Raw genomic sequence first — 25512 nt, 5'->3', positions numbered from 1 at the left:
ACGAGCCGAGGCCCGGGATCACTCAGCCGCCGAGGTGGCGCACGTGGTCCAGGGGCCCGCACGCCAACCGGGGCGCGGCGTAGCGCTGTTGGCGCCGGGCGGTCGGATTCGGAAGGTCGCCAGCGGTCACCGTGGCTCCTCGCCATTGGCCGTATCCGGGCTGGGAAGCGGCCAGGACAGTTCCGCGGTGCCGGTGCCGGCGCTGACCCACTGGTGGTGGTCGTGACCGAGATGGAGCCGGTAGACGGACGGCTCTCCTGCGGCCCTCCAGCGAGCGGCGACGCTCTGGATCTCCTCCCAGATGTCCCGAGGCCCATCCGCCGCCAGACTCCACCGGCCGCCTCCGCCTGCCCGGGCCGCGAGCCAGGATCCGCACGCTGGGGCGCCGATGACCAAGTGGTCGGCGCCCCAGTTCCGGACCAGACCGGGACGCAGATGATCGAGAGCAAGCCAGAATCCGCGGGCTTCGTCTGATGGTGGCGCCGTACGGGTGCGGACGAGGCGGCTTGTGTCCCGCCCGGCCTCGATCCGGTCGAGGAACTCCCGCGTCATGCACAGCCGTTCGAAGCCGTGGCCAGGCCGGTGCCCGAACTCGACGGGGCGCACTTCGCCTCGAATGCGGCCGTCGGCCGCGGCGGTCACGATCGCCAGGCCTGGCCACGACGGAGAGGTGCCGCTGAGGGTTGCCATCGCCCGCCCGCCCGGGGCGAGTTGGTCTACCCAGGCCTGCGGAATCCTGGGGACGGCGTACGAGACGAAAATCCGCTCGTACGGCGCGCCGCCCGGCCAGCCCTGCGCCCCGTCCCCTGTCACCGCCATCGGTCGGTACCCGAGATCTGCCAGGCGGGCCTGCGCCGCCTCCGTGAGGTGCGCGTCGCGGTCGAGCGTGACCACGTTCCGGTCGCCGCAGATCCAGCAGACGATGGCCGCAGTCACAGCCGCGCCCGTACCGATGTCCAGGACCCGCTGCCCCCGCCGCAGATCCAGGTCCTGCAACAGGCTGGCAGTCATGCCCACCATGCTGGTCATCGAGGTGATCACCCCACCCGACCTCGGACCCGGGACACGGCCGAGAACCGGTTCGCCGGCGTGCTGGATGAGCACGCTCTCCCCGCCGTAGAGCAGCGCCAGCAGCTCGTCGCGGTCGGCAGGATCAGCCCAGCCCAACAGGTCCCACCGCGGCGGCAGTTCTCCTGGCGGGCTGCGCCGCACGTACGCATGCGGCATCAGCACCTCGCGCCGGATCGAGAGCAGGGCCTCGCGCACCCGTCCCAGCCGCAGCACGCCGGCTTCCTCAAGCCGGGCGACCATGCCCTCCCGGGCCGTAGCCGTCTCACCGACGACACGCATGCACACCTGCTCCGGCTCCGCTGGATCCGCCAGAGCGGTGTCGCGATCCGGTGTGCCGTCCTGTGCCGAGGCCACGAGTCGCCCTCTTCCTGTCGCGCGGGAGTTCGAGTGCGTCTGGCTCAACGAGACGGAACACTTTTCGAACGCACGTTTTTCAGACGTGCTGAGATCCGCCTCACGACGGGAGAGGCGACGACTGTGCGATGCAACGACCCTTGCCCCGTCCGGCCTGAGCCCAGAGCGATCTTGGCCGAAACGCCGAGCCCTCGCCCTCCGCCACCGAACTGATGGCGCCGAAGGCCGGGCGACGCGGCGAACGAAGAGCGCCGGTTCACCGGGTACAGCGCGGCCGGGGTGCTCTCGCGGTTGCCTTCGTAGCCGGCGTTGGTGCCCTGGTATTCGGCACCCCGGGGCCGTGCGCCCCCAGTGGGCGGGATTGGGCCGTTGACTCGGCGCCGTCACGCTCGCAGCGCGAGTCGTTCGGTGAGGCTCTGGCTCTCCTGATTTTCTGGCAGGCGGGGGAGGCGTGCCCGGATATTGCTGATGCCGTCGTTGATGCGTACCGACTGCACACCTTCCGCGCAGTCGAGGAACTCGTGCCAAGTCCCCAACGCCTCAGCGGTGTTCCCACGCTTGTGCTGAACGTGGCCCAGGTCGGCGAGCACGATAGCGCGGGTGCGTCGCCGGTCGAGGCTGTACGTCCCGAGTGCCTGATGAAGATGGGCCTCTGCTGCCGTCAGGTCGCCCATCCGGGCGTGGATCATCCCGGCCTCGTGGGCCCATCGGCCGTGGCTGTAGTGGCTGGCCCACGACTCGCCTGGCTTCACCGGTGCGTTTTCGATCGCCTTCTGCGCCGCTTTCAACAGCCTCGCGGCGAGGGGGCGGTCGCCGTCAGCGGCGGCTGCCCGGGCGTAGGTGTTGCTGTAGTAGGCGAGAGCCTTCGGGTTGCGCAGCTTGCGGCCGCGGTGCTCGCACGCTTCGGCGAGCCGTACGGCGACGGGCAGGTGCCCCAGGTCGACTGCCTGATCGGCGAGGCCGCGTAAAGCGGTGGCGGCGAGTTCGTTCTCGCCGGCCTCGGCGGCGAGGCGGTAGCTGTACAGGTGGTAGCGCTGGCACAGGCCGTCGAGGCCCTCGTCGCGGGCCATCCACCCGATCAACTGGACCAACTGGCTGGTCGCGGCGAACAGTTCTCGCCCCACCGGATCTGCGTATCTGCCCTCCAGCCAGCGCTGTACGTCGATCGTCAGATAGCGCACCGCGAGGTGGCGAGCGTGGCCGCCGCCGGTTTCGGAGGCGGCGTTGCCCAGCTCGGTCGTCATCGTCCGGATGGCGGCGACCTCTCCCATGCCCACCGCGACGGGGCCAGGCCTGTTCACGCGGCGGGTGAGCGCCTCGGCGTCGGGCAGGTCGAGGGCGGCCAGGCCGATCGCTGCCGAGGCCGTCAGAAACTGCCGTCGATCCACGTCCGCGCCTCCCAGATGCATGACTGAGGCCACGGTATCGCCGAGCGCCTGCTGGTTCCCATCGGACGGACCGAGTCGTCCTGGTCCTCCCGCGCCGCCGCGGGTGAGAGGGCCCGGCGCGTGTGCGGGATGTGCGTTCGCTCCTTCGCCGTCGGTGGTGATGCCGAGCATCGAACCGGGGATGGACAGGCCGGCGGCGATGCGGCCGAGGACGTCCAGGCTGGTTGCCTGGCGAAGGCGTCGTTCGAAGGCGGACACGTCGGACTGGCTCAGGCCGGTCAGGCTCCCGACCTGCGTTTGGCTCGCGCCCGTGTGCTGACGGAAGAAGCGCAAGAGAACGCCGGCGTCACGCCTCGCGAGAGCCTGGGCGATCTCAGGACGATCCCACAGGCCCTCGGGAACGGCTAATCGTGTAGGGGTGCTGGGCCGCACGGTGACCCCCTCAGCGGGGCGGACGACATGGCGCACCCAGCGTAGAGCGGTCTGTGACGTTCTGTCAGCGATACGTGGTCGTCGTATAGGGCCTCCATCTGGAATCGGCCGTGGCCGCGGTCGACCCTGGCCGGGCAGACAGCCGCCCGACGCTGTGGGCGGCGACCGCCGACGGTACGGAGGGGCGCGTTGTCCGTGGTTCACGACGCCCAGCCGAGCGCGACGATCTCGCGATCTCCTGCTCGGCCACCAGCTCCACCAGCTCCGCGCCGCGCGCCGGCTGACTCTCCAGACAGTCGCGTGCGCCCACTACCTCAGCGTGTCGAAGCTTTCGCGCATCGAGTGCGGCCGTCACCGGGCGACTCTGCCCGACATTGAGCGGCTGATCGACTTCTACGAACCTTCCGTTGCCCTGCGCGACCGGGCGCTGGACTGGGCCGCGCGCGCCCAGGGCCGAAGCGCCTACCACTCGTTCGGCGACGTCACCGATGCCGCTCTTCGCGATTACCTCGACGTGGAACCGTGGGCGTTGAGCGCGGTGTACGCGCCGAGCGTGATCCCGGCGGTGTTGCGGACCCGCCGCTACGCCCGCGAGCTGCTTGCTAAGGCGGGTGAAGCGGAGGGAAAGCGGCGCCTGTGGCTGCTGGCCTTGCGCCAGCAGCGCTTTACCCGACGCGGCCGCACTCCCGTACGCGTTCTGCTCGGCGAGGGTTCCCTCACCAGCCGGATCGGCGGTCTGGAGGTGATGCGCGAGCAGGCAGCGCGGTTGCGTGAGGTCGACGGCCTGGGAGTGGAAATCCGCGTGCTGCCCTCGCCAGTGACCGCACTGGTGACTCCTGTGGGTGCGTTCGCTCTGGCGGTCCTCGGCGACGGCGCCCTCACCATGACCGCGACGGAGAGCGGCGAGGGGAGCCCGCGGCTCGTCCCGGACCGCGCTGGTCGGGCCACGGTCCGTTTCGACCACCTGTGGCGCGCGGCCACCGCCGCAGCCGCAGACCTGGCCGCATAGCCGCCCATCCGGCCAGTGGGTCGACCTCATGCCGAGTCCGCGATAAGGACGGTGCGGTGCTCGCCGACGTGTACAGGGGCGATCTGCCAGGCCAGCCAGCCCGGTACGAGCACGAGCGTGCCGGGAACGGTGGGCACCGTGATCGGCCGGCCCCAGGGAAGGCCGGGCAGGGCGACGTTGGCGGCGCCGGCCCGCGGGTCGTGCAGGATCGCCGCCCCCGACGCCTCGGCGCGGTCGCAGACGAGCGCGTCGAGGACGACGAGGGCGAACCATGCTCCGGTGCCGTGGCGGAGGGCGGCGTGGAATCCTCCGTCCCACTTCTCGGTTCGCGAAGTCCACGGCACGTCGCGGGCGGGATGGCCGGGCGGCAGGTGTCCGGTGAGCTGAGCGGGATCGGCGGCGAGTTGGGCCAAGTCGTCGGCGGCGAGCAGGACGGTGTGCACGGGCGTCGGCCACAAAGCGGTGACGGACATGGACTCTCCTTCGTCGCGGGAGGTGATCAGCTGCGGCGGAAGCCGATGTTGAAGGCGATGACCAGGCGCTCCGCGTCGCCCTGGTACGGGGTGACCCAGTGCCGCAGCCACGCGGGGAAAGCGACCAGCAGCCCGGGCTTCGGGCTGATCGTGTGCAGCGGCGTGCGGTCGGGTTCGCGGGCGGCAGCGGCGGGACGCGGGTCGACGAACTGCAGGAGGCCGGTGCCTTGTTGCATGTGTCCGGTGGAGACGTAGTAGACGCCGGACCAGGCGGCGTCGTGGTGGCTGTGGAGCTGGTGGATGCCGTCGGGACGGTAGACGACGGCCCACGCTTCGGCGATCATCTGCGCTTCCTGGCCCGATGGGTCGCGGCCGGCGCCCACGTGGTCGTTGAGCGTGCAGGCGGCGTCGGTGATCCAGCCGCGGAGCTGCTCGATGGCGGGGTGCTCCCAGCGCAGGACGTCGGAGGAGGTCTTGTCGGCGTTGCGCACACCGACCTGGGAGGTCGGTGCGGCACGGGTGCGGTCGAGGACGAGGGCGTGCAGATCATCGTTGACGGCCGGTCCGTCGTCGACGGTGCGGGTGTAGAGGGGAGTACTCCAGAAGCCGTCGTTGAACGGCACGGTAGGGGTGGGGACGGTGAGGGTCACGGGTGGCCTCCAGGATCCGGTCGGCGAGGGCGTGTCCGTCAGCTGTGAAATGGGGGCGGTTGTCGGTGATGAGGTCGCGGCAGCCGCGGATGTAGGCGGTGAGGTGGGCAAAGCGTCGGTCGCGGACGGGGGAGGGGACGTCGAGGAGTGGCCACAGGCGGGCGAGTCCACTGGTGACGTGGGCGGCACCGAGGAGCTCGGCGGGGCTTCGGCCGCTGGTGCCGGAGGGCAGCGTGACCCGCTGGGTGCAGCCGGGCTGCTGGAGCGGGGTGAGCTCCTCGCACAGGTAGAGCCACTGAGCCTTTTCAGCGTTGCCTCTCCAGGGTGAGGACGGCTTTGGCGATGACGGTCATGCGGTTGGGGCTGATGCGGGATCTGCGGAAGATATGCCAGGACTTCAGCCGTGCCATGCCGCGCTCGACGGGCGCTCGGGCCTGGGCGAGGGTGCGGTTGCAGGCGCGTTGGGTGGGGGTGAGTTCGCCGCCGGGTGGTCGTTTGAGTCCGGTGGTGACCCACGGGCCGGCGCCCTGGTAGGCGCGGTCGGCAAGGATCGGGATGCCTTGTCGTTCGCAGATCCGGATGATGTGGTGGGTGCGGGCGGCGGTCAGGTCGTGGGTGCGGCCGGGCAGTGCGGGCGAGATCCATAGCACCTCGCCGACGGGATCGGTGACGACCTGGACGTTGACGCCGTGCCGGCGGTGCTTGGCCGAGTAGTCCGGCCGGCTGTCACCGACGCGGTCGCACTCGGCGAGGGTTCCGTCCAGCAGGACGAACTCCGGATCGTGCTCGCGCAGCGTCTTGAGCAGGCCCGGCGCGCGGTCGGCGAGCAGACCGGTCACGCCGGTGACGTAGGCATGGGCGGTCCCGACGGATATCCCGAAGCCGGCCGCGATGCGGGCGAGAGTGTCGTGGCACCGCAGGTACAGGAGAGCGACGAGCGCACGCCTGTGCGGCGGTAGCTTGCACCGCCGGTCACCCTCACGGGTGACGATGAGCATCGTGACCCACTCGACCAGAGCATGGGGCAGGTCGAGTGCGGCAGGATGGGGAACCAACGAGGCTCCTGTGCTGATGGGTTGAGACTTCGAACACCTCCCCCAACGGTACGGGGGCCTCGTGCGTTGCGGCCCCCGACCCACCTCACCGGCGTCACCCGATCAGAGGCCAGCCTGAAAAGGCTCACTGATCCGCAGGCCCATGCCCGGCCACTTTGCGGCCCGGAGGCGGCGGGCTCCACACACCGGAACACCTTCAGAAAATGACCGGGCATCAGGTACGGCGAAGCGCCTGCCCGTCATCGACGCGCACCGCCTGGTCGGCCCGTCGGTGCGCTGGTCCCCATGTCCGCCCTCGACTTCCTCCCCGACGTGCAGCGTGTACGCGTCCTGCGCGTGGTTGAGCCGCAAGGCTGAAGAACGCGGCCCGTGGCGTGCCACAGGCCTGATCGGCGTGCCGTCTCACCATGCTCTGCGATGAAGGACCACAGATCTGGCATCGCAACAGCAGGAGGATGTTCAATGAGGCTCGCTCATAGGATCATCGCAATTAGTACCGCCGCTGCAACCGCGGCCATCGTGGGTGCCGGCGGGGCTCACGCAGACGGGGACGGACTGCTGGGGGCCGTCAACGGCATCCTCAACGGACCGGCACTCATCAACGTCTGCTACCCCAACGTCCAAAACGGGTACGCCAACCACAACGGCAACCAGAACTCCAACTGCACTCAGAGCGCGACGCAAAGTTCGTCGACGTCGTCGACACCGGTGGAGCGGGAGATTGCCACCAGGGGTCCGTTCAACGTTCTCCCCGGCGCTGTCGAGGGCCATGATGTCGAATGCCCGGCAGGATTGGAGCCGGTGTCGGGCGGCGCCAGAGCTGAACTGGACCAGTTCGCTTCCATCCGGATCAATGAGACCTACCCTTCCGTCTTCTCCGCCACCGCCTGGCACACGACCGTGACCAACGAGGGCACCGGCGACATCGACGTGACCTTCTATGCCGTCTGCGAAACACCGGCCTGATGCAGGGCGTCACGCAGAACTGCCTCGCTGTGTGCGCCGATGCCTGAAGATGACGGGGCGCCGGGCTGACCTCCGGCTGGCGGCGGGGTTCCTGCGACGTGCCGGACTCGATCCGGTCAGCAGCCAGGGGCATTTCCAGTCAGTGAACCTCTTTCATCCTCTGTATCCGCAGATCAGGAGGGTGTGGATGGCAGCGACGATGCGTCCGATGCGGTTGGTCGAGCATCGGGCTCGACGAAGTAGGCGCCATGTTTTCAACTGTGCGAAGGCGCGTTCAGGCGGGCGTGGTCCCGGTTGTACTGCTGGTGGCGTTCGGGCAGTTCGTGGTGTCGGTAGTAGGGGGTGCGGACGGTGGCGCCGGCGCCCTGGTAGGCGCGGTCGGCCAGGACGAGGATCTGCCTGGTAAGGCAGTTCTCGATCACGCCGTGGGCGCGGGCGGCGGTCAGGTCGTGAGTGCGTCCGGGCAGGCACGCGAAAACCACAGGGGTGTGCCGTCGGGCGCGGCGATGACCTGCACGTTCATGCGTGTTTCTTGTGTTTCTGGGAGTAGTACGGCTCGTCTGCCGCGACCCGGTCGGTGGGGATCAGAGTGCCGTCCAGGATCACGAAGTCGTCCTCGCCGCGGCCGGTCAGGGCCTCACGCAGGCCGGGCGCCCAGGCGGCAAGGACGTCGACCGTCTCGTCCACGTAGCGCCAGGCTGTCGCTTCGGAGATGCCAAACCCGGTGCCGAGCTGGGCGAGCGTGTCGTTGTTCCGCAGGTGGGCGAGCGCGAGCAGGGCCTGCCGGAAGCAGCTCAACTTCCTCCAACGGGTGCCTTGTTCACACCTTCGGGCGTAGATGAGCCATGAGACATGCTCGACCAGCTCGTGCGGGACATCGAGCGTGGAAGGATACGGAACCAACGAAGCCCCCCGGCCGTCGGCGTGTTGAGTGAGATCACCACACCAACGACGAGGGGCTTCGCCGCGTCACCACCCCTGACCAGCACGGTTCACCCGACAGCCCAGGATGAAAGAGGTTCAGTGAGCTCTTCCAGCGGGGCCACTGATCGAGTGACGGGATCGATGCCGGCAACGCACGAGGCTCCCGTGCCGTTGGGTGAGGTGTTCGAATTCTCAACCCACAGGCACAGGAGCCGCGTTGGTTCCGTATTCTGCCGCACTCGACCTGCCCCACGCCCTGGTCGAGTGGGTCACCATGCTCATCGTCACCCGCGAGGGTGACCGCCGCTGCAAGCTCCGCCGCACCAGCGTGCTCTGGTCGGGCTGGTGTACCTGCGTCGGCACGACACCCTCGCCCAGCTCTCCGCAGGGTTCGGCATCTCCGTCGGCACCGCCCACGCCTACACGGCAGCCGTCGTCGACCTGCTCGCCGACCGCGCACCCGGCCTGCTGCGCGCCCTGCGCGAGGCGGACCCGGACTACGTCCTGCTGGATGGCACCCTGGCGGGGTGCGACCGGGTCGGCGACAGCCGGGCCGACTTCTCCCACAAGCACCGCCGGCACGGGGTGAACGTGCAGGTGGTGACCGACCCAGCCGGACGATTGTTGTGGATCTCGCCAGTACTGCCGGGCCGCGCGCACGACCTGACCGCCGCCCGCGCCCACCGGATCATCCGGATCTGCGAACGCCAGGGCGTTCCCATCCTCGCCGACCGCGCCCAAATGGGAGTCGGCCCGTGGGTGACGACACCCCTCAGACGCCCGCCGAACCGTGACCTCACGCCGACCCAGCAGACCGTCAACCGAGCACTTTCCACAGCACGGGCACCGGTCGAGAGCGGCGTCGCACGGCTGAAGTCGTGGCGGATCTTCCGCAAGTCCCGGTGCAGCCCGAATCGAATGTCGTCAATCTCCGCGGCCGTCCTCACCCTGGAGCGGCAACGCTGAAAGAGCTCACTGGTGAAAGGTCTCGTGCAGAGTCTGCTCGGCGAGGACGGCCGGGTCGTCGAAGGCGGCGTCGGCGAGCAGGATGTGCTGGGGCCAGGCGAAACAGGAGGCGCTGACGCTGCTGCGGCCGGCAGGCATCGGCAGGTAGGTCAGGGGCAGCGCCTGGAGGAGAGCGGCCCACGGCGGTACGAGGCGGGCGATGAGCTCCACCGTCGCCGGGATGGCCGCGCGCTGTTGCGAGGTGAGGGTGCCGGTGGGCAGGGGGCGGGGCAGGTCCAGGGAGCGGATCCGCAGGGCCTCGCCGGGTTCGAGGACGGCCGCGAGTCCTTCGGGGCTGGGGGAGGGGCGGGAGCCGTCGCGGCGGGCGAGCCTGGCACAGGCCACGGCCGTCAGCAGTTTCTTCGGGGCGTGCTCGTCGTCGAGGAAGGGCCAGCCCCCGCAATGGGCGGGCACGAACGGGACAGTGTCGGTGGCTGTGTCCATGGGCGCTCCGTGAGGTAGTCGCGCAGGTCTCGGGCCTTCACGCGCAGTCCGGGCAGACGCGGCAGGTGCGCACGGGCCGCGCCGGCCGCGGTGTCCCCGGCGGTGGTACGGACGGCGTCGATGAACGCCGGTTGTGACCGGTCGCCGAACCATCGGCCCGCCAGGAGGCCGATGGCCGCGGCAGCTTGGTCGTGATCGACGAGGCCCGCACCGCTGAGGTGCTCGGCGAAAGCGCGCAGGTCGACCAGTGCCTCGCTGATGGGCTGGTAGTCGGGAGCGGGGCCGTGCAGGAGCGCGACCTCGTCGTCGGGGGCCTCGGTGGTCAGCAGATGGGCGAAGACCTGGCCGTAGCCGGTCAGGCCGTGGGGGAGGAGTTCAGCGGCGCGCAGCGCCCCGATCGAGCCGAGTCCTGTGACGGTCCACCCGGCGGCCAGGGCGTCCAGGAGCTCGCGGTGCCCGACGGCGGGGACATCGTCGTAGCGGCCGTCGACCAGGGCGATGTGCCCCGGCGGCTCACTGGTGACCAGCGCGTCGATGTGCCCGCGGCGGGCCGGTGGCCGCACCCGTACGCCGTCCTGGTACACCAGCTGTGCGGGCAGGCCGTGAGCGGTGGGCCCGACAAACAGCTCCATCAGGGCTTCGTCGGATGGCGGGGTCATCGGTGGCTCCTGGCGTGCTCGGCGAGGCGGCGGCCGAAACGGCGGGTGAGGGGCGTGAAGTGCTCGGCGTGGGCGACCACGACGCGCACCACGTGGAAGGGATCCGCGAGCGGCGCGAAGTCGTGGACGCCGACCGGTCCGAGACCGGCGGCCTCCGTCGTGGCGAGAAGGTGCTCCAGCAGCTCCTGCGGTGACCGGCCGACGAGGGTGGCGTCAGGGGGCGGGAAACGAAATGGTCGGCTCGGGGCGGGCATAGCGCTCGAGCAACTGGGCCCGGCAGCGGGCTCGTTCGCCGGCGGTCATGGCCGCGTAGGTGGCGTAGCTGTCGGTCAGGTCGTGCCGGGAGCCCTGGATGTAGGTGAGGCGGGACTGCGCGGCTTCGGACAGGGCCCGCACGGCGGCGATCTCGGGGACAGGGTGGAAGCCGTAGCCGCCGTTGCAGTACAGGGGGTGGAATCGGTCCGCGTCGTCGATCAGGCAGGCCATGTAGTGCCCGCCGTACGCGGGAAGCCAGCGCAGCCACACGCCAAGTCCCGCCCGGCGGATCCGGTCATACAGCTCGGCGGGGCCGGGCGGCAGACTGTCCGCGGCGATAAGACGGGTGGTGTCGGCGACGCTCATCAGCGAGGTGAGATCGCGTTCGAGGACCTCGCACAGGCCGTGCAGGACGGCCTCGGCACGGGTGTTGCCCGAGGCGAGCCCGGTGGTCGTGGAGCCGAACCGGTCTCCCGCCTGTGGGGGGCAAGGCGTGAGGACGAGTTCGGCCGGGGCGGTGAACTCCCGCTGGCCGCCAGCGGAGGTCACGGTGATCCACGCGAGTGGCTCGTCGACGTCAACGGGCGGATCCAGGCGGGGGCACCAGGCACCGAGCTTCACCCCGACGATCCGCTCGCCGCGTACAAGCGGCGGCGGCGCGCCCCGATGGACGTCTACCGGCGTCATCGCGCTGTGAGCGGTGGAGCCAGCCACCTGCGGCCCGAGGAGCCGAGACTCCTCGAGCGCTGGGACGGTTTCGCCTACGTCCCGCAAGGCACCGCGCCGAACCTCGCGGCCGCCCAGCGGTGGGCGGCCGGCGGCCTGCCGCCCGAGCATCAGGAGGAGATCCGACGCAACGCCTGAATCGCCGGGCGTCGGGCCGTGTACGTACACCGATCCGCGTGCGGGGTCACCCCACTACGTGGGTTGTGGAGGGTCGATGCTCAGACCGCGCGGCATGGCGGGTCCGGCGGTCCAGGGCCGGCGTGACTACCTCAGTCGTGTTGCCTCTACTCGTACGACCAGGCTCGGCCGGTGGCCTCGGTGCTCTTGCGGTACTCCTCGACGGGGATCGGGGTCACGCCGGGCCGCATGCGGTTCAGCAGCACGAGACCGTCAAGGTGATCGATTTCGTGCGCGGTGAGCCGCGCCGTGCCGCGTTCGTAGCCCGCGGTCGCCGCACGGCCGTCCGGCGTCACCGTCTCCACGGTGATCCGCAGCGGCCTGGGAACTGGGACGCGCACGTCAAAGAGTGACAGGCACCCTTCGAACTTCTCGTCGACCTCCGTAGAGGCGGCGGTGATGCGGGGGTTGAGCAGCACGATGGGGTCGGCCCCAGGGGTCTGAATCACCGCTGCGGCCCGGCCGATGCCGATCTGTGGGGCGGCCACGCCCAGACCCTTGCCGGAGAAGTCGTGCGCGCGGCGGATGCGCTCCATGGCTTCAAGAAGTTGAGCGATGACGCTGTCCGCGGTCTGCCGCTCGTCAGGGAACGAGAAGGCCCGGGCAGGCTCACTCAGGATGGGCGCGCCGTATTGAACGACGCCGAGGCTGTGCATCTGCTGGCTGGGTCGCAACGAGATCGCCTCCCTTTCGAGGATGGTCTAGCAGGGACACGGCGTGTGCGCGGACTGCGGGATCGGTGGCCAGTGCCGCGTCGGCGAGGAGGTGGAGGCGCCAGTGCAGGTCCAGGCGCTGGTGGGTGGCTGGGTCGGCTCCGTGGGCGAGCACGGGACCCGGGGCCGGCAGGCGGAGGCGTACGGCGAGGCGGGCGCGGTCGGAGATGGGGTCGCCGAAGGCGGCGAGTTCCCAGTCCAGCAGGAGCCGGAAACCGTCTGTGGTGCGGACGAGGTGTCCGGGCTGGAGGTCGTGGTGGAGCAGGCGTGGTTCGGTGTCGAGGTTCACTCGGTCGAGGTCTCGGCGAAGGGCCGCCGCAGCGGCAGCGAGATCGGGTGCTGTGGCCGTGTAGAGGTTCAGGCGGTCGTGGAGGTAGGCGCGCCAGGTGGGGTGACGGGTGGCTCCGGCGAGACGCCCGAAGTGGGTTCCGGCGATGGCGTGGACTGCGGCGAGCGGGCCAGCGAGGTCATCCAGTAACTGGTCAGCGGGGACGGGCTGTGCCTGGACGGCGCTCTGCGCGGTCCAGGCTGGCTGCCCCTCCGCGTCGGCGTCGAGCAGGCGGGGCCGGGAGCGTGGTGGTGGGTGAGGAGAGTGAGGACGGCGGCTTCGTTGGCGGCGCGGGCCGGGTCGCTGTAGTGCTTGAGGATGTACGGCTCGCGTCCGGCGATGTACCAGACGCGGTTGGCCTGACCGGTGGTGATTTCGGTGGCGCCTTCGGGGGCGCGGCCGTCGATCCTCCCCATGGTGTCAGGCGATGTCGCCGAGGTAGCGGGTGGGGGGCTCGCCTTGGGCGAGGTCGGCGATCAGGGTACGCAGACCGTGGGGCAGCAGGTTGAGGCCGGGTACCTTCTCCAGCTCCACCCATTCCAGGCCGGTCTGCACGTCGTCTTCGGCGTGGCCGCCGAGCTTGTCCGGGTCGCCCTCGAGCCGGCACAGGAAGATCGCTTCGACCCGGTGGTCTTCCGGGGCGCCGCCGTGATTGGCGCCGATGTACTCGCGCAGCCACAGCAGACGCTCGGGGGTGACGTCCAGGCCGTTCTCCTCGTGGACCTCGCGGCGGACTGTGGCGCCGAGGGTCTCGCCGGGGTCCTGTCCGCCGCCGGGCAGGAAGTAGCAGTCCTGGGCCTCCCAGTGGGCGCGCTGGAGCAGGACGCGCCCGTCGTGGAGGACGACGGCCTTGGCCGCGTTGCGGACGGTCGCGGTAACGGGTTCAGCCACAGGAAGCTCCCACGTGTGATCGGGCGTTGGGTGTTCAGCGTTCAGTTTTACCGAAGCCGAGGCGGCGCCTGGTGGCCTTGGCCCAGATCAGCCGCCAGGGCCCGGCCAGCCGGACGAAGGGCTGGAGAGGGCTGGCCAGGATGAGCACGACCGGCCGCGCTGCGGTACAGCGCGGTGGCGGCCCGATGGTGGCGGGTGGGGTGACATGGCGGTGCAGGGCCGGTGCCAGGGCGAGCAGCCGGGCGGTGGTGAGGGGACCGTGCAGCAGGACACCGACTACGGCGAGCCCAGCCCACAAGGGACCGGCCCACCAGGCGCTGGCCACAGCGGCGGCCAGCAGCGGGGTGCCGAGGAGCCAGGCGGCTTCGTCCGCCCACTCCCGCAGCATCAGCACGGCCCTGGCCAGGCGGGAGAGGCCGCTTGGCAGGTGGGCGACGGCTCGGGCGTGCCGGTCAGGTCGGGCGGAGGCGGTGAACGCGAGCGCGTGGAGGTTGGTCAGGCCGGTGGTGTCGGTGTAGGGCTCGTCCAGGACCAGGGCAGCGGATGGTGCAAGGTCGGCGCCGAGCAGGGAGAGGCGGTGTCCGGTGCCGAGGTCCTCCATCGGTTCGGGAAAGCCGCCGAGCCGGCGCAGGGCGGGGAGGTGGACGGCCATGCCGCAGCCGACGGCGTAGACCATCGGCCGCAGCCACAGCCGGACCGTCTCCGGGAGCCGGGAGCGGATGAGCCACTGGTGGAGGCGTACGCGGGCGAGTTCGATGCCGAGGGAGCGCCGCAGTTGGTAGACCCACTCCTCGGTCAGCAGCAGGCCGGTCAGGCCGTGCGGGAAGGGGCGGCGGGCCAGCAGCGGGAGCCTCTGTTGCTGGATCAGCGCCGGCATCTGGCCGGAAGAGGCCCGGTGTTGATGACCCCGCCACCAGGGCTTCGCACGCGGCCCCGTGCCGCTCGATGGTGGCTGCGCGACGGTCGAAGCGCTCTACACCGTTCTAAGCTCACCCGGCTGAGGCGTGCGCGCGTCCATCGACGATCCTCGGCTGCGCCTCGGTCCCAAGGAGGCCAGCGGACACGAGGGGTCAAAGGTCTCGCGGAGGGAGACGGTCAAGGCCCGTGTCTCGCATGACATGGTCGACCGTTTTGTTCAACGAGCTGTCCGCAGGGATCACGGTTTCCACCTCACCGGAGAGTAGATCGCGTTCGCGATACCAGTCCCTGAGTTCCCGCTCGGTTACGTGCGCGAGGTACTCCGCATCTTGCTTCGTTGCATGCCGAACAAGCGTCTCAGGGAACGGGACATCCAGGTAGTAGTGGCGGGAGATGCCACGGTGGTCACCGGCGAGGGTCTCCAACATTTCCCCGTAGCGGTCTGCGTACAGGATCCCCTCGACAACCACGTGGTACCCGGCATCAAGGGCGTAGCGGGCGACCGTGTCGATCAGCCCGATGTTGGAAGCGCCGGGCCGATCCCGCTCGCGCAGTATGACCCGCCGGAGGTTGTCCTGCCCCACGAGGGCGAGACCGCGACCGAACCGGTCGCGAAGGCCGGCTGCCACGGAGGACTTCCCCGACGCTGAGTTTCCCCGGATGACCACGAGTCGGCTCTCCTCGCTTCCCACGTTCACCGTGGCTCACCGCCCTTGGCACCGAGCGACTCAGTACAGCAGTCAGACGCTGATCTGGCAGGGCTGGCGAACGGGTAGAAGGTGGCCACCGGGTGGTCGATCGCGAGTTCCGGCCGCCAGGCGGTAAGGCACTGGGCGCTGGCGATGAAGAGACCATTTGGGAGCCGGTCGAGAGGGTGCCAGCGCCAGTCGCCTACGCTCTCGTTCGGCTGCGTTGCCGGATCACCTTCCCACTGGGTCACGACCGCGGGCACCGTCGTGCGTACGACGGTGCCGACCTGGTCCACGAGCACGCCGAGCAGGACGACGTCCTCCTCGCTGGCACGGCAGCCGGTCTCTTCGTGGAGCTCGCGGATGACCGCGTGTTCCAGGGATTCGCCGGGCTCCACGGTCCCGCCCGGGATCTCGGTGGTCCCGCGGCGGTGGACTCCCAGCAGGAGTCCGCGGGGTCCGTGCAGGATCGCGCCGACCCCGAGCGCGGCGTTGGGCTCCGGCGGGCGGGTCGTGCGCGGCCGGCTGCTGGCAGAGGCGCGGCTGTGCGAACGGTAGAGGCGGACGGAGACCGGATTGTCGTCCTCGGGGGCGTCGAGTGCGTCGATCCCGTCGATGAGGAGGCCGTAGTCGACGCAGAGGTCCTCCCACAGCTTCGGGGTGAGCACCCACATCTCAACCCTCTGGTCCTGGCCGCCGGCGAGCGGCAGGATCTCCGCGCGCGGCGTGACCCTCGAAGAGGGCCCCTGGCCGTGGGAGTTGGTGTGCAAGACGGAGAAGGCGAGGCGCCCGCCGGGCTTCAGGGCCGGCCGGAGGGCGGGCAGCAGGCGATGGGGGTCGATGTAGCCGAAGCCGTGGATGGAATAGATCACGTCGTAGGGCTCGGCCTGATGCAGGTGCTCGACGGCGTCGGCGTGGATGAGGGTGAGCCCCGGGAGGTCGCCGTACCGGGCGAGGGCGCGTGCGTGCTGGCTGGCGGATGCTTCGACGGCGTCGACCGTGGCTCCGTGCTCGCGCACCAGGTGTGCGGCGTGCTTGCCCAGGCCGGAGCACAGGTCCAGGACCCGCAGGCCGGTCAGGTCGCCGAGGACTTCGGCGCCGGGCCCGGTCGGCCAGAATCCCCACGAGATGCGGTCGACTTCCGGGACGTCGGTGCCTCGTTGCAGATGGTGGGTGCCGTACGTGGTCCAGGCGCGGGCGTTGACGGCTTCGGGCTCGGGGTGGTGCATGGCGCTCCTTGGCGTCGGGAGAGTGGCGGGGCCGCGCCGGCTGCACGGCCCCGCGTGGACCTCTGCTGGGGGCCGCGGGTCAGCGGTCCTGGGCGAGGGCGTACAGCTCGCCGAGCAAACTCCCCTCGGTCGCGATGAGTTCGTCGAAGGAGCCTTGCTCCCGGACGGTTCCCTGGTCGAGGACGATCACTCGGTCGGCCATCCTCACGTTGTCGAGGCGGTGGGTGACCACCACGGTGATCCGGTCCGAGGCCATGGCCCGCAGCTCCCGGAAGATCTGGTGCTCTCCTCGGGCGTCCATCTCACTGGTCGGCTCGTCCAGGACGAGTACGGCCGGCTCCCTGTACATCGCTCGCGCGCAGGCCAGCCTCTGCCACTGCCCTCCGGACAGCTCGTGGCCGCCCCACACCGACCGGGCCAGCAGCGTCTCCAGTTCCTCGGGGAGTTCACGCAGGGCCTTGGTCATGCCGACGCGTTCGGCCGCGTCCCAGATCCGCTCGTCGCCGTGCTCGCGGGGCTGGCCCAGGGTGATGTTCTCCCGGGCGGCGAGCGGCCAGTGCCCGTTCTTCTGCGGCACCAGGCCCACGTGCCGCCACACCGACTCCGCGTCGGCGCCGGCCAGGTCGGTGCTGTCCCACAGGACCTTGCCCTCGGTCGGGACGGTCAGTCCGGTGATCATGCGGATCAGCGTGGACTTGCCGGCGCCGTTCTCCCCGACGAGGGCGACGACTTCGCCGCGGTTCAGGGTAAGGGTGATCGGCTGGACGGCCGCGGCCTCCTTGCTCGGGTAGGTGTAGGAGGCGCCTTCCAAGCGGATCTGCTGCGGGGGCTTGGCCCACGCGGTGCCGCGGGCCGTGGTCATGGCGCGGACCTCGTCGATGAACTCGTAATAGTCGGAGAGGTAGAGCCCGTGGTGGAACATGACCGTCGAGTACCGAATGATCGAGTTCAGGGCACGGCCGGCGGTCTGCGAGGCGACGACCGCGGTGCCGGCGATCGCCGTCGTCATGGCCCCGGCGAGGACCAGGCCAGCGAGCGAGGCCCACATGCCGAGAGTGAACAGGCCACCGAGCGAAGCGGCCAGCAGTGTGATCCGCAGATACGGGCGCGCCCCGGCAACCTCCCTCAACTCGACCCGGTCACACATGGACCGATACCAAAAGTGCAGGTAGCCGCGCATGGTGTTGGCCCGCAGCTCGTCGGCGAGCTCGGCCGTCGTCAGCCACCAGCGCATCATGCCGCGGACATTGCGGGCGGAGATGGTCTGGTCGTGGACGCGGTAGTCGACCCGGGCGGCGATCACGCCGCCGAGGCCGCGGGGGACGACGGACAGCAGCAGCACACCGAGAAGCAGCGGGTGCAAGGTGGTGAGTACCACGGCCGCGGAGGCGAGCTGGACGAGGCCGTTGGTGAGGGTCTTGGCGTCGTCGGCGAGGTCGACGGCGCGCAGCGCGCCGATCTCCGCCGCCTGGCTCCGGTCGCCGAACCCTTCCGCGTCGTAGGCGGCGAGTTCGGCCCGCATGTGGAGATCCACGAGCTGCAGGTCCGCGGCCGAGGCGATCTTCGGATTCAGGCGCCGGGTCGCCCAGTCCGCGAAGATCCACATGGACGCGCCGATGGCCATCGCGACGACGGCGACGGTCAGCGCCGGCCACGCATGGGCCAGGCCCTGGCGGGGGTCGTCGACCATCAGCTGCGGCAGGGCCTTCGCGACGGCGGTGAGCATCACCGCCGTGCCGATGCCGGACAGCAGCTGGCACACGACGATCGTCAGGGCCATGCGCCGGTCGACGCTCCAGGCCAGGCGGGCCGTCTGGATCAGGGCCGCGGGGATGCGGCGGGCCATGTCCCACAAGGTGGCGTCGTCCATCGCCCGCCGGTGCTTGCGCCCGTTGTAGTCGAGCTCCGGCGGTGCCGAGGGCTGCGGAGGGCCCGTCCGCGCGGCCGGGAGGGACGCCGCCTCGCCGCTGACGTCTGCTGCGTCGGCGGCCGGGGCGTCGGTCCGGTTGTGCGGTGCGGTCATGCGAACACCCCCGCCGTCAGCCGGTCCAGGGTGCGACGTCCGCGTGCGGTGAGGTGGGGGTCGTCGAGCTTCGGTCCCCAGACCAGGCAGCTCACCGCGTCGATCGCCGCCAGGCATTTCAAGGCGTGCTGCTCCTCGACGGTGAGGTTGCGGCCGTAGCCCTGGAGGCACGCGGCGCGCAGGTCGGGCCGATCGGTCCAGGTGGAGCAGGCCATCAGCACGAAGTCCTGCACGGCGGTCGCGGCCCGGGAGCGCTTTGTTTCCGCAGAGACCGTGTCCCCCGCAGGTCGTGTCGCTTTATGGGGCAGCCGACGGCGCGGTCGGTGTCGCGTAGCAGCAGTGCATCGTGTCGCTATCCCCACCCCATCGTGTGACGGATCCCACACCCTACTTGCTCGCTGACCTCCGCGCGGCCAGAAGAGCGGGGAGTGCCCAGTACGCGGTAGGCGGGCCAGCGTGTTGTGTGGGGTTGCAGGGACATGTGATGCAGTCTCGTGCCCACGGCTGATGCCCCTGGTGCTTCTCCGGTCCCGGACGCCCTGGATGGTCTGCGTACACGGGTGCTGGGAGGCGCGCTGGTCGTTGACGAGCGGAGGCTGTTGGGCGACTTCAGTAGCGACACGTGTTGCGTACGGACCGGGGGAAAGTCGTTCGTGTTGCGGCGGTACCGCGCAGGAACACGCATGCCATCGAGGTGGCGCTGATGCGACTGGTCGCGGACCGGATTCCGGTTCCAGAGGTTGTCTATGCCGATGACGGCGGGGAGTTGGTGGGCGAGCCGTTCATAATGACGCGGTTCGCGTCCGGGGTGCCGCTGACGGCGGTGGCCAGTGAGCAGGACTGCCCAGGTGCCGCCGACAGCTTCAGGCATGTAAGCACCAGCCCATCACGGCGGTACCCCCGCATGTTCGCGCGCTGGAAGATGACCGCCGCAGCGTCGTCGGCCTGGTGATCAGAATGGCAAGAGCCGCGTAAAGAGAGACCTTTACGCACGGTTCTGCGAGAGCCGGGGGGCGAGATTCCCCCCCCCCCGGCTACTCGACTCTTCTCGCCCAAATCCCGTTGGTCCAGGACCAGGCCACGGACGTGGTCGTAGGCGGCCTGCAGGTGGATCTTCGGGTCCTTGGCTCCGGCCGCTCCCCGCAGGCTCTTGCCGTCCACCTCCAGGCCGCGCAGGTGACCGCCTGTGTGGTGCGCCGGTCGGCCAGCCCGGTGGCCCACCGCCTGGTCCAACGCGTTGCCGTCGATGCTCAATAGCCGCCGTACTGTCGTTTCGTAGGCAGGCACCGCTTCGGGGACAGCGGATCGGGTCGTACGCCAAGAGGTTCCAGGACAGAGGACGGGGCGTCAGCGATCCACTCGCCGACCGCGAGCAGGGAGGTTGCTCCGGCCAGAACCGCGCACGAGATCAGCGCGAGCACGACGACGAGAGCGTGCCGTACACCGCGGGGATCTCGCGGGTCGGGCAGCTCGTGCAGCCAGCAGGCCCGAGATCTCCCGGGCACGGCCTGGGGTTGCTGGTGGAGTTGGTCAAAGGCAGGCGGGATTGGCGATTATGCGTCGGCAGGCACGGTCCCCACTCGGATCACAGAGCGTCGAGAACTCCATGATCTAGGAAGTCCGTGCCTGTCACGTTCCCGGAAACCCGCCGCGCTGGCAGACCATCACGAACTAGATGTCAAGCCAATACGCCGAAGCCCTGGATCACCATCTCTGACCGGAGACGACTTCGGGCTCGCATCTGGGTGCCTCGGAGGATTCGAAAGCATAAGTCGGGAACCGCTCATGGAAGTCGAAGAGCTTCGCAAGTTGCCAGCCCCAATCACGTACACGGCTACTCGTTGAGTCATGGACTGATTGAAGAGTAGAGAGCGGAATCCTGCCCGGAACGACGTGGTCGCAGAAACGCAAGAAGTACGACAAAGTCGGACCGAGTGCGAGATCGCGTGCTACCTGCTCGACCACGCTCCAGTCCACGTTGCCGGTAGCCACCTCCGGGATTGTGTAAGCGAATGGCCGCAGCGAGCGCCCGTCGTGCAGTGCAACTTCGTTGTAGTACCTACTGAGGTTGAGCCAGACGTGATCGGCCGGCGAGAGTGTCTCTCCTACACCGAGCGAGCTTGGTACTGCGCGGTCGAAAAGAATCGAGGGATCAGCATCTGACGCAACGTTGTGATGAACGTCAATCTCGATGACCACTACGGCTCGACCCGACACAAATCGGAGGGGGTGAGCGTTGTGGCTTTTCGCCAACTGTACGACGACTGGATCAGACAGCTCGAAGGTTTTCACGAAGGGGCAAAGCTCGTAGTGGCGCAGCTCCAAGTCCGCTACGTATCGAAGGTCGCGGTCTCTCATGACGCCGTTTGCCGCATCGAAGAAGGCGTGACGAAACCCAAGGGTATACATGATCGACTTGACCGTTTCGATCTGGTCGCGTGGCACGAGCACGTCACCATCCCCGACGAGGCCGATCGAGTGGCCGGGAAAATGGCGTCGGATTAGCTCTGCTCCTTTGAAGGTGAGCGTCCGGATACCGGCGCTCGCGAAAGCCTCCAATACTTCGAGCAGAGCCGTGAGCTGACAACTCCAGACAGCATCATACCCCGACTGAAGAATGCCCGTGTCCTCCAACGACAGCGCGAGCATTGAGTCGATGTTCCTCGATCTAAGGAACGAGCGAATGCTCCCATTGGTCGGAACGTCGTCTAGTTCGAACCCCGGAGCCTGCGTTCGATCCGCACCCCACCGCAGTAGCCTGATCGCCACCTCGGCGTTCGACATATGCCTATCACTGGACAGGGCGGTCGCCCTTCAGTGCGATTTGAACGGAGGCGGGATCAGACCCTTCGCCGAACTGCGACAAGATGTCAGCAACGACCGATTTGGTCTGCCCCCTGACCGACAAGACCACCGACTCCGCCGACCCCGCGAGAGCCTCTTGAAGCTTTGTCACGACTTCGGATGCGGCAGCAGGGTCCCTTAGCGTCAAGATGACTGAAACCGGGGCATCCGTTTCAATGTCCGTTTTCTTTCCCACTGAGTTCTCTCCCTCGCACCTGATCTGACCTGCATGGAAGTTGTGACGGAAACTGTGACTAAGTGCTGCGCTCGCATTTTGCTCGCGATCCACGGTCTCCGTAAGATCCCATCGAGTTCGTGGACGTGGCCCCCATTTGTTCGCGAGAAGACTTACTCGCGACTTGGGGTGCCAGCCTTGTTAGCCAGTTGACATCAGCGACCCTCAATGAGCAAGCCGACTCACCCAAGCGAGGTCTCGGTCATATGGCGCACAAGAGTGAAACTGTGTCCAGCTAGATCCTGCGGGTTCCTCTCCCGCCTGCTGGCCACCCGGCGCCTAAAGCCCGGACGCGGTGGCGCTGGCTCCCCGCTGGCTGGCAGGCCCTGCTGAAATTGCCGGTGACGGCGTGCTGATTCGCCTTGCGGCCAACCTCGTGCCCGGGAACGACGTATGGAACGTCAATGTGCGCGGTTCTGCAGCGTCCTGTGCGCTGTAGAAGCTGCCGGGTCCCATGAGGATGCCGTCGGCGCCTTCCGTACAGGCACCTTGACCGTCTTCCGCGATTAGGCCAATCCGGTGAAGGCGTGGCAAGTCTTACGCATCGGCGTTGTAGGCTGCCTGCGTGGTAAACGAAGGCAGCGCGATCAACTCAGCGGCCGGCCTCCCAGAGTGGGCAGGGCACGTAGTGCAGCTATGCCACCAGGGGAAGGGCCGTCGGCCAGAAGTTGGTTCAGCCGTTGGGTACGGGGCTCGACAGCAGGGTCACCTCGGGATGCTCTTGGTCGCCTGCCGCTCGCTCCTCTCTACAAGCTTCATATAGCAGCCTCAGGCACCGCTCTGCTGTTCCGCGGGCGATTCTTTGGCGCTGCACTTGTTCGAAGTGCGATCCCGTCTTGACCGGGAACAACTGATGCATGCTAAAACAACTACATCCTGACCATAATCCGGCCGGTCGCGACTGAGAGTCGACGTATTTTTGTCGACCATGATTTATGGGTTCTCTGGGCGACGGAATAGCGGGATGGGGTACCACAGGGTGCTTGGACTCAGCGTTACAGCCACTGATACAGGCGAGGCCAGCCTGCCGCGCTATTCGGCGTCTTCGGCTAAATTTCTGATCGGCGAGGTTAATGCCAGGAAATATGGCGGCTTTGAGTAAGACAGTGAATACCCTGACGATTGCTTCTCTGGGTTCCACCGAGCTCGCGCTGCATGGGAGACCCTCCATTAGGTGGTGCGATCTCCCCCAACGGATCAGCAAGAAGTCCGCGCGGCGCTACCAAAAGGTACTGCTGCTCAATCCCGCGGCCACTCTGTACCGGCACGACCTGCCGCGGTGCACATATCCGCTGGGCATCGGATACATCGCGGCCGTCCTGGAGAAGTACGGCTACGAGGTCAAGATCCTCGACGTGTTCGCCGAGGGCTACTACAACGCCCAGACGGTCGACGGGGACGAGCAGTTCCTGTGCTACGGGCTGTCGGACGACGACGTCGTCAAGGTGATACGGGACTTCGGCCCCGATGTCGTCGGCGTGTCCAGCATCTTCAGCAACCAGGCCGACAACGTCCACAATCTGCTGCGCTTGGCGGACCTGGCGTCACCCGGGGCCGTCACGGCCATCGGAGGCGCCCACGCCCGCTATTTCCCCAAAGCTTGCCTGGAGGACCCCAACCTCGACGCGGTGTTCCTCGGCGAGGGGGAGATGACCTTCCTGCTGTGGCTCGAATACCTGAACGGCACCGTGGGCGAGGACGAGGTCCACGGCGTAGCCCTACGGGATCGGGACTCCAACATCAAGATCAAGCCCGAACTGCCGCTCATCAGCTCCATGCGCCCCCAGGGCCCCGAGCTCGGGAAGTCGTCTCCCATGCTGAGCATGGCCGGGGAACTGGACCACATCCCCTTCCCCGCCTGGCACCACTACAACATGGAGAAGTACTTCGAGATCAAGGCCTATCAGTCGCCGTACACGGTCGGCTCTCGGGTGGGACAGCTGTACACCAGCCGCGGTTGCACAGCGCACTGCACCTTCTGTACGACCACCCACTTCTGGGGGCAGAAGCTCCGCAGGCGAAGCGTGGACAGCGTCGTAAACGAGGTGCGGAAGCTGCGCGACGCATATGGAATCGACGAGTTCCATATTCAGGACGACAACATCACGAACGACATGGACCACGCCCGGGAACTCTTCAAGGCGTTTCGTGAGGTGGGTCTGCCCTGGGCGACCCCGCAAGGGACGGCTCTGTGGCGCATGGACGAAGAACTGCTCGACCTCATGGCGGAATCCGGGGCCTATCAGGTCACCTTCGCCATCGAGAGCGGAGTGCAACGAGTCCTCAAGGAGTTGATCAAGAAGCCGCTCAACCTCAAGCGCACATCACACCTCATTAAGTACGCGCGCGGTCTCGGAATGCACGTGCATGGGTTCTTCATCATCGGCATGCCGCCCATGTTCGGCTACGAAGGCGAGTCGATCGAGGAGATGCAGGCTTCCTACGACTATGCCGATGAGGCCGGCTTCAACAGTGCCTCGTTCTTCGCGGCATCGCCGATCGTCGGGTCCGAGCTTCTCCGCGAATGCATCCGGCAGGGTTTCGTTGACCCTCAGCAATCTCTGTACCGAATGACCTACAAGCAGGGAATCATCAACGTTCCCGGCCTGTGGGGCGGCGCGGAGATCGCTGAACTCGCCGCGAAGTTCAATCGCGACTTCAACGCGCGACGCGAACGTGCCTACACACCGCAGAAGCAGTGGAACGAAGAGCAGTACTGACTTCAGGGAGAAACAGTGAGCAACACCGTGACGGCGAGTGGCTTCGGCGCGCTTCTCAAGGAGCGGCGCGAGCAGGTCAAGATGGATCACGCCGCGCTGGCGGGGATCCTCAGCGAGACGCCGGAGACCATTGCCGCCTGGGAGAACGGCGACGGCGGAGGCCTCACGTTGACGCAGCTCGCCAGGATTGCCGACGCCCTCGGGACGTCGATCGGTGCGCTGACGCCGCCGGCTGAGAACGACCTGAACGGCGGGGTCGTCATCCAGCTGCCCGAAGAGCGCCCGATCCTCAAGGGCGTGCGCGACAACGTCGAGTACTACGTCTACAACTGCCTGGTCCGCACCAAACGGGTGCCCTCCCTTGTGCCCCTGGTGGTCGACGTGGTCACCGACAACCCCGACGAGGCGAAGTTCAACGCGGGCCACGCCGGCAACGAGTTCCTCTTCGTCCTGGAGGGGGATATCCATATGAAGTGGGGCGACCCGGAGAACCCCCAGGAAGCCGTACTGCCGACCGGCGCCAGCCTGTTCGTGGAGGAGCACGTCCCGCACGCGTTCACTGCGGCCAAGGGGACAGGCTCCGCGAAGCTCATCGCCGTGAACTTCTGATGCTCACCGTCATGGGTGGTGGGCCCACAACCCATGACACCGGACACAGTGACGTCCGCCGATACACCGGATGGAGGGAACAGCGCGATGGGCTTCGGATCCGAGGACACTCGGGAACAGCGTTTCCGCTACGGGGCGGTCGTCGAGCGGCGCGACGTGCTGGACGGCCGGACGTGGATCGCGTATCCCGTTCGGGTGGTGGCCGACACTCCTCGTCTGGTGGCCCTGTACTTGTCGCGCGGGACGCAATTGCGCTTCGGCTACGACTCCTTCAGCTGCGGAACCCATCCCTGGAAGCAGATCGGAGACCGCTGGCAGAGCGCCGGCGTGCTCCAGCTCCACCGGCCGGGGGACGCGCACTCTGTGTGGGTGGCGAAGGACCCGGACAGCGGTGACTTTCGGCAGTGGTACATCAACCTCGAGGCACCGCTCGAAAGAGACGCCACCGGATTCAGCACACTGGATCACGAGATCGACCTCATCGTGCCGGCGGGCGCGAAGACGTGCCGGTGGAAGGACCTCGGCAAGTTCGAAACGCGGGTGCGGCGCGGGCACTTTACGGCAGAGCAGGCGGCCGCGATCCGGACGGAAGCGGCGAGTGTCGCAGGGTCGGTCGCCGAGGACACGCAGTGGTGGGACACCAGCTGGTCGTCGTGGGAGGCGCCCGATGGCTGGGGGCCGCTTCCACCTCACACTTCTGACAACGGGGGCTCTCAGGGATGACA

General features: G+C 68.3%; 26 protein-coding genes and 2 pseudogenes. 10 read left to right on the top strand and 18 right to left on the bottom strand.

All coding sequences use genetic code 11. The features are described 5' to 3' along the window. Positions 1–126: 126 nt before the first annotated feature. Complete coding sequence (locus tag ACZ6D7_RS24175; protein ID WP_469494287.1) at positions 127–1425, bottom strand: methyltransferase domain-containing protein; 1299 nt, start codon at positions 1423–1425, stop codon at positions 127–129. Positions 1426–1808: 383 nt separating this feature from the next. Then, positions 1809–3245, bottom strand: coding sequence for a helix-turn-helix domain-containing protein (locus ACZ6D7_RS24170; RefSeq protein WP_469494284.1), 1437 nt, complete (start codon positions 3243–3245; stop codon positions 1809–1811). Here ACZ6D7_RS24170 and ACZ6D7_RS24165 point away from each other — a divergent pair. Then, complete coding sequence (locus ACZ6D7_RS24165) at positions 3232–4254, top strand: Scr1 family TA system antitoxin-like transcriptional regulator (RefSeq protein WP_469494281.1); 1023 nt, start codon at positions 3232–3234, stop codon at positions 4252–4254. The two genes, ACZ6D7_RS24170 and ACZ6D7_RS24165, sit on opposite strands and share 14 nt — an antisense overlap. A gap of 26 nt (positions 4255–4280) precedes the next feature. Here ACZ6D7_RS24165 and ACZ6D7_RS24160 read toward each other — a convergent pair whose 3' ends face one another. The 3 genes from ACZ6D7_RS24160 to ACZ6D7_RS24150 form a co-directional block, all read right to left on the bottom strand. Beyond that, the gene (locus ACZ6D7_RS24160) at positions 4281–4727 is read right to left on the bottom strand and encodes a hypothetical protein (protein ID WP_469494278.1); all 447 of its coding nucleotides are present in this window, start codon (positions 4725–4727) and stop codon (positions 4281–4283) included. Between the two features lie 26 nt (positions 4728–4753). Further along, positions 4754–5377 (bottom strand): 2OG-Fe(II) oxygenase family protein, encoded by a 624-nt coding sequence (locus ACZ6D7_RS24155; protein ID WP_469494274.1) that lies wholly within the window; start codon positions 5375–5377, stop codon positions 4754–4756. Between the two features lie 305 nt (positions 5378–5682). After that, positions 5683–6432 carry a transposase gene (locus ACZ6D7_RS24150; RefSeq protein WP_469494271.1) on the bottom strand — a complete coding sequence of 250 codons (750 nt, stop codon included), beginning with the start codon at positions 6430–6432 and terminating at the stop codon, positions 5683–5685. Positions 6433–6894: 462 nt separating this feature from the next. Here ACZ6D7_RS24150 and ACZ6D7_RS24145 point away from each other — a divergent pair, with 462 nt between their 5' ends. After that, complete coding sequence (locus ACZ6D7_RS24145; RefSeq protein WP_469494269.1) at positions 6895–7398, top strand: hypothetical protein; 504 nt, start codon at positions 6895–6897, stop codon at positions 7396–7398. 153 nt (positions 7399–7551) lie between these two features. On the opposite strand, the pseudogene ACZ6D7_RS24140 reads toward ACZ6D7_RS24145, so the two are convergent. Continuing rightward, positions 7552–8342: pseudogene (locus ACZ6D7_RS24140) on the bottom strand (transposase family protein). A gap of 197 nt (positions 8343–8539) precedes the next feature. Between ACZ6D7_RS24140 and ACZ6D7_RS24135 the strand changes: the two are divergent. Further along, positions 8540–9288, top strand: a pseudogene (locus tag ACZ6D7_RS24135) (transposase). Positions 9289–9294: 6 nt separating this feature from the next. On the opposite strand, the gene ACZ6D7_RS24130 reads toward ACZ6D7_RS24135, so the two are convergent. Together ACZ6D7_RS24130 and ACZ6D7_RS24125 are read right to left on the bottom strand one after the other, a co-directional pair. Next, entirely contained in the window at positions 9295–9741 is a 447-nt protein-coding gene (locus tag ACZ6D7_RS24130) for a hypothetical protein (RefSeq protein ID WP_469494266.1), read from the bottom strand. Continuing rightward, positions 9678–10430 carry a TfuA-like protein gene (locus ACZ6D7_RS24125; RefSeq protein WP_469494263.1) on the bottom strand — a complete coding sequence of 251 codons (753 nt, stop codon included), beginning with the start codon at positions 10428–10430 and terminating at the stop codon, positions 9678–9680. The genes ACZ6D7_RS24130 and ACZ6D7_RS24125 overlap by 64 nt, the downstream gene beginning before the upstream one ends. A gap of 2 nt (positions 10431–10432) precedes the next feature. Here ACZ6D7_RS24125 and ACZ6D7_RS24120 point away from each other — a divergent pair, with 2 nt between their 5' ends. Further along, complete coding sequence (locus ACZ6D7_RS24120; protein WP_469494260.1) at positions 10433–10624, top strand: hypothetical protein; 192 nt, start codon at positions 10433–10435, stop codon at positions 10622–10624. 19 nt (positions 10625–10643) lie between these two features. Here ACZ6D7_RS24120 and ACZ6D7_RS24115 read toward each other — a convergent pair whose 3' ends face one another. Further along, on the bottom strand, positions 10644–11372 hold the full coding sequence (locus tag ACZ6D7_RS24115; RefSeq protein WP_469494258.1) for a YcaO-like family protein: 729 nt from the start codon (positions 11370–11372) through the stop codon (positions 10644–10646). Here ACZ6D7_RS24115 and ACZ6D7_RS24110 point away from each other — a divergent pair. Then, positions 11352–11549 carry a DUF6087 family protein gene (locus ACZ6D7_RS24110; protein WP_469494255.1) on the top strand — a complete coding sequence of 66 codons (198 nt, stop codon included), beginning with the start codon at positions 11352–11354 and terminating at the stop codon, positions 11547–11549. The genes ACZ6D7_RS24115 and ACZ6D7_RS24110 overlap by 21 nt on opposite strands. A 146-nt stretch (positions 11550–11695) precedes the next feature. Here ACZ6D7_RS24110 and ACZ6D7_RS24105 read toward each other — a convergent pair whose 3' ends face one another. Next, a complete protein-coding gene (locus ACZ6D7_RS24105) occupies positions 11696–12262 on the bottom strand; it encodes a peptide deformylase (RefSeq protein ID WP_469494252.1) in 567 nt (188 codons plus the stop codon). 43 nt (positions 12263–12305) lie between these two features. On the opposite strand from ACZ6D7_RS24105, the gene ACZ6D7_RS24100 reads away from it, so the two are divergent. Then, positions 12306–12779, top strand: coding sequence for a hypothetical protein (locus ACZ6D7_RS24100; RefSeq protein ID WP_469494249.1), 474 nt, complete (start codon positions 12306–12308; stop codon positions 12777–12779). Between the two features lie 270 nt (positions 12780–13049). Here the strand turns inward: ACZ6D7_RS24100 and ACZ6D7_RS24095 are convergent, their stop codons facing one another. The 6 genes from ACZ6D7_RS24095 to ACZ6D7_RS24070 all read right to left on the bottom strand — a co-directional run bounded on the left by ACZ6D7_RS24095 (position 13050) and on the right by ACZ6D7_RS24070 (position 18612). Beyond that, the gene (locus ACZ6D7_RS24095; protein ID WP_469494246.1) at positions 13050–13520 is read right to left on the bottom strand and encodes an NUDIX domain-containing protein; all 471 of its coding nucleotides are present in this window, start codon (positions 13518–13520) and stop codon (positions 13050–13052) included. A gap of 34 nt (positions 13521–13554) precedes the next feature. After that, entirely contained in the window at positions 13555–14397 is an 843-nt protein-coding gene (locus ACZ6D7_RS24090) for a hypothetical protein (RefSeq protein ID WP_469494243.1), read from the bottom strand. A gap of 193 nt (positions 14398–14590) precedes the next feature. After that, positions 14591–15130 carry an AAA family ATPase gene (locus ACZ6D7_RS24085; protein ID WP_469494799.1) on the bottom strand — a complete coding sequence of 180 codons (540 nt, stop codon included), beginning with the start codon at positions 15128–15130 and terminating at the stop codon, positions 14591–14593. Positions 15131–15132: 2 nt separating this feature from the next. Next, the gene (locus ACZ6D7_RS24080) at positions 15133–16356 is read right to left on the bottom strand and encodes an NUDIX domain-containing protein (protein WP_469494240.1); all 1224 of its coding nucleotides are present in this window, start codon (positions 16354–16356) and stop codon (positions 15133–15135) included. A gap of 79 nt (positions 16357–16435) precedes the next feature. Further along, on the bottom strand, positions 16436–18379 hold the full coding sequence (locus tag ACZ6D7_RS24075; RefSeq protein WP_469494237.1) for an ATP-binding cassette domain-containing protein: 1944 nt from the start codon (positions 18377–18379) through the stop codon (positions 16436–16438). Continuing rightward, entirely contained in the window at positions 18376–18612 is a 237-nt protein-coding gene (locus tag ACZ6D7_RS24070; protein ID WP_469494234.1) for a hypothetical protein, read from the bottom strand. The genes ACZ6D7_RS24075 and ACZ6D7_RS24070 overlap by 4 nt, the downstream gene beginning before the upstream one ends. 470 nt (positions 18613–19082) lie before the next feature. Here ACZ6D7_RS24070 and ACZ6D7_RS24065 point away from each other — a divergent pair, with 470 nt between their 5' ends. Then, positions 19083–19331: a hypothetical protein gene (locus tag ACZ6D7_RS24065; protein ID WP_469494231.1), complete on the top strand. Its 249-nt coding sequence runs from the start codon at positions 19083–19085 to the stop codon at positions 19329–19331. A gap of 298 nt (positions 19332–19629) precedes the next feature. Here ACZ6D7_RS24065 and ACZ6D7_RS24060 read toward each other — a convergent pair whose 3' ends face one another. Both ACZ6D7_RS24060 and ACZ6D7_RS24055 read right to left on the bottom strand, forming a co-directional pair. Continuing rightward, the gene (locus tag ACZ6D7_RS24060; protein ID WP_469494796.1) at positions 19630–19800 is read right to left on the bottom strand and encodes a hypothetical protein; all 171 of its coding nucleotides are present in this window, start codon (positions 19798–19800) and stop codon (positions 19630–19632) included. A gap of 283 nt (positions 19801–20083) precedes the next feature. Then, positions 20084–21163 carry a nucleotidyltransferase family protein gene (locus ACZ6D7_RS24055; protein WP_469494227.1) on the bottom strand — a complete coding sequence of 360 codons (1080 nt, stop codon included), beginning with the start codon at positions 21161–21163 and terminating at the stop codon, positions 20084–20086. 1401 nt (positions 21164–22564) lie between these two features. On the opposite strand from ACZ6D7_RS24055, the gene ACZ6D7_RS24050 reads away from it, so the two are divergent. From ACZ6D7_RS24050 to ACZ6D7_RS24040, 3 genes are all read left to right on the top strand, one after another. Further along, positions 22565–24178: a B12-binding domain-containing radical SAM protein gene (locus tag ACZ6D7_RS24050; protein WP_469494225.1), complete on the top strand. Its 1614-nt coding sequence runs from the start codon at positions 22565–22567 to the stop codon at positions 24176–24178. Positions 24179–24193: 15 nt separating this feature from the next. After that, a complete protein-coding gene (locus ACZ6D7_RS24045; RefSeq protein WP_469494218.1) occupies positions 24194–24787 on the top strand; it encodes a helix-turn-helix domain-containing protein in 594 nt (197 codons plus the stop codon). Positions 24788–24874: 87 nt separating this feature from the next. Next, positions 24875–25510, top strand: a complete 636-nt coding sequence (locus tag ACZ6D7_RS24040) for a ribonuclease FAU-1 family protein (protein ID WP_469494215.1) — start codon at positions 24875–24877, stop codon at positions 25508–25510. The last annotated feature ends 2 nt before the right edge of the window (positions 25511–25512 follow it).

The sequence above is a fragment of the Streptomyces sp. NPDC041784 genome, assembly GCF_055591025.1.
This window is presented reverse-complemented; position numbering and strand designations above follow the sequence as displayed.

Excerpts from the sequence above, each read along its gene's own strand:
- ACZ6D7_RS24160 (WP_469494278.1), bottom strand. The coding sequence starts at position 4,727 with ATGTCCGTCACCGCTTTGTGGCCGACGCCCGTGCACACCGTCCTGCTC.
- ACZ6D7_RS24145 (WP_469494269.1), top strand. The coding sequence starts at position 6,895 with ATGAGGCTCGCTCATAGGATCATCGCAATTAGTACCGCCGCTGCAACC.
- ACZ6D7_RS24125 (WP_469494263.1), bottom strand. The coding sequence starts at position 10,430 with ATGACCCCGCCATCCGACGAAGCCCTGATGGAGCTGTTTGTCGGGCCC.
- ACZ6D7_RS24110 (WP_469494255.1), top strand. The coding sequence starts at position 11,352 with ATGGACGTCTACCGGCGTCATCGCGCTGTGAGCGGTGGAGCCAGCCAC.
- ACZ6D7_RS24115 (WP_469494258.1), bottom strand. The coding sequence starts at position 11,372 with ATGACGCCGGTAGACGTCCATCGGGGCGCGCCGCCGCCGCTTGTACGC.
- ACZ6D7_RS24090 (WP_469494243.1), bottom strand. The coding sequence starts at position 14,397 with ATGCCGGCGCTGATCCAGCAACAGAGGCTCCCGCTGCTGGCCCGCCGC.
- ACZ6D7_RS24080 (WP_469494240.1), bottom strand. The coding sequence starts at position 16,356 with ATGCACCACCCCGAGCCCGAAGCCGTCAACGCCCGCGCCTGGACCACG.
- ACZ6D7_RS24075 (WP_469494237.1), bottom strand. The coding sequence starts at position 18,379 with ATGACCGCACCGCACAACCGGACCGACGCCCCGGCCGCCGACGCAGCA.
- ACZ6D7_RS24065 (WP_469494231.1), top strand. The coding sequence starts at position 19,083 with ATGCGACTGGTCGCGGACCGGATTCCGGTTCCAGAGGTTGTCTATGCC.
- ACZ6D7_RS24055 (WP_469494227.1), bottom strand. The coding sequence starts at position 21,163 with ATGTCGAACGCCGAGGTGGCGATCAGGCTACTGCGGTGGGGTGCGGAT.
- ACZ6D7_RS24040 (WP_469494215.1), top strand. The coding sequence starts at position 24,875 with ATGGGCTTCGGATCCGAGGACACTCGGGAACAGCGTTTCCGCTACGGG.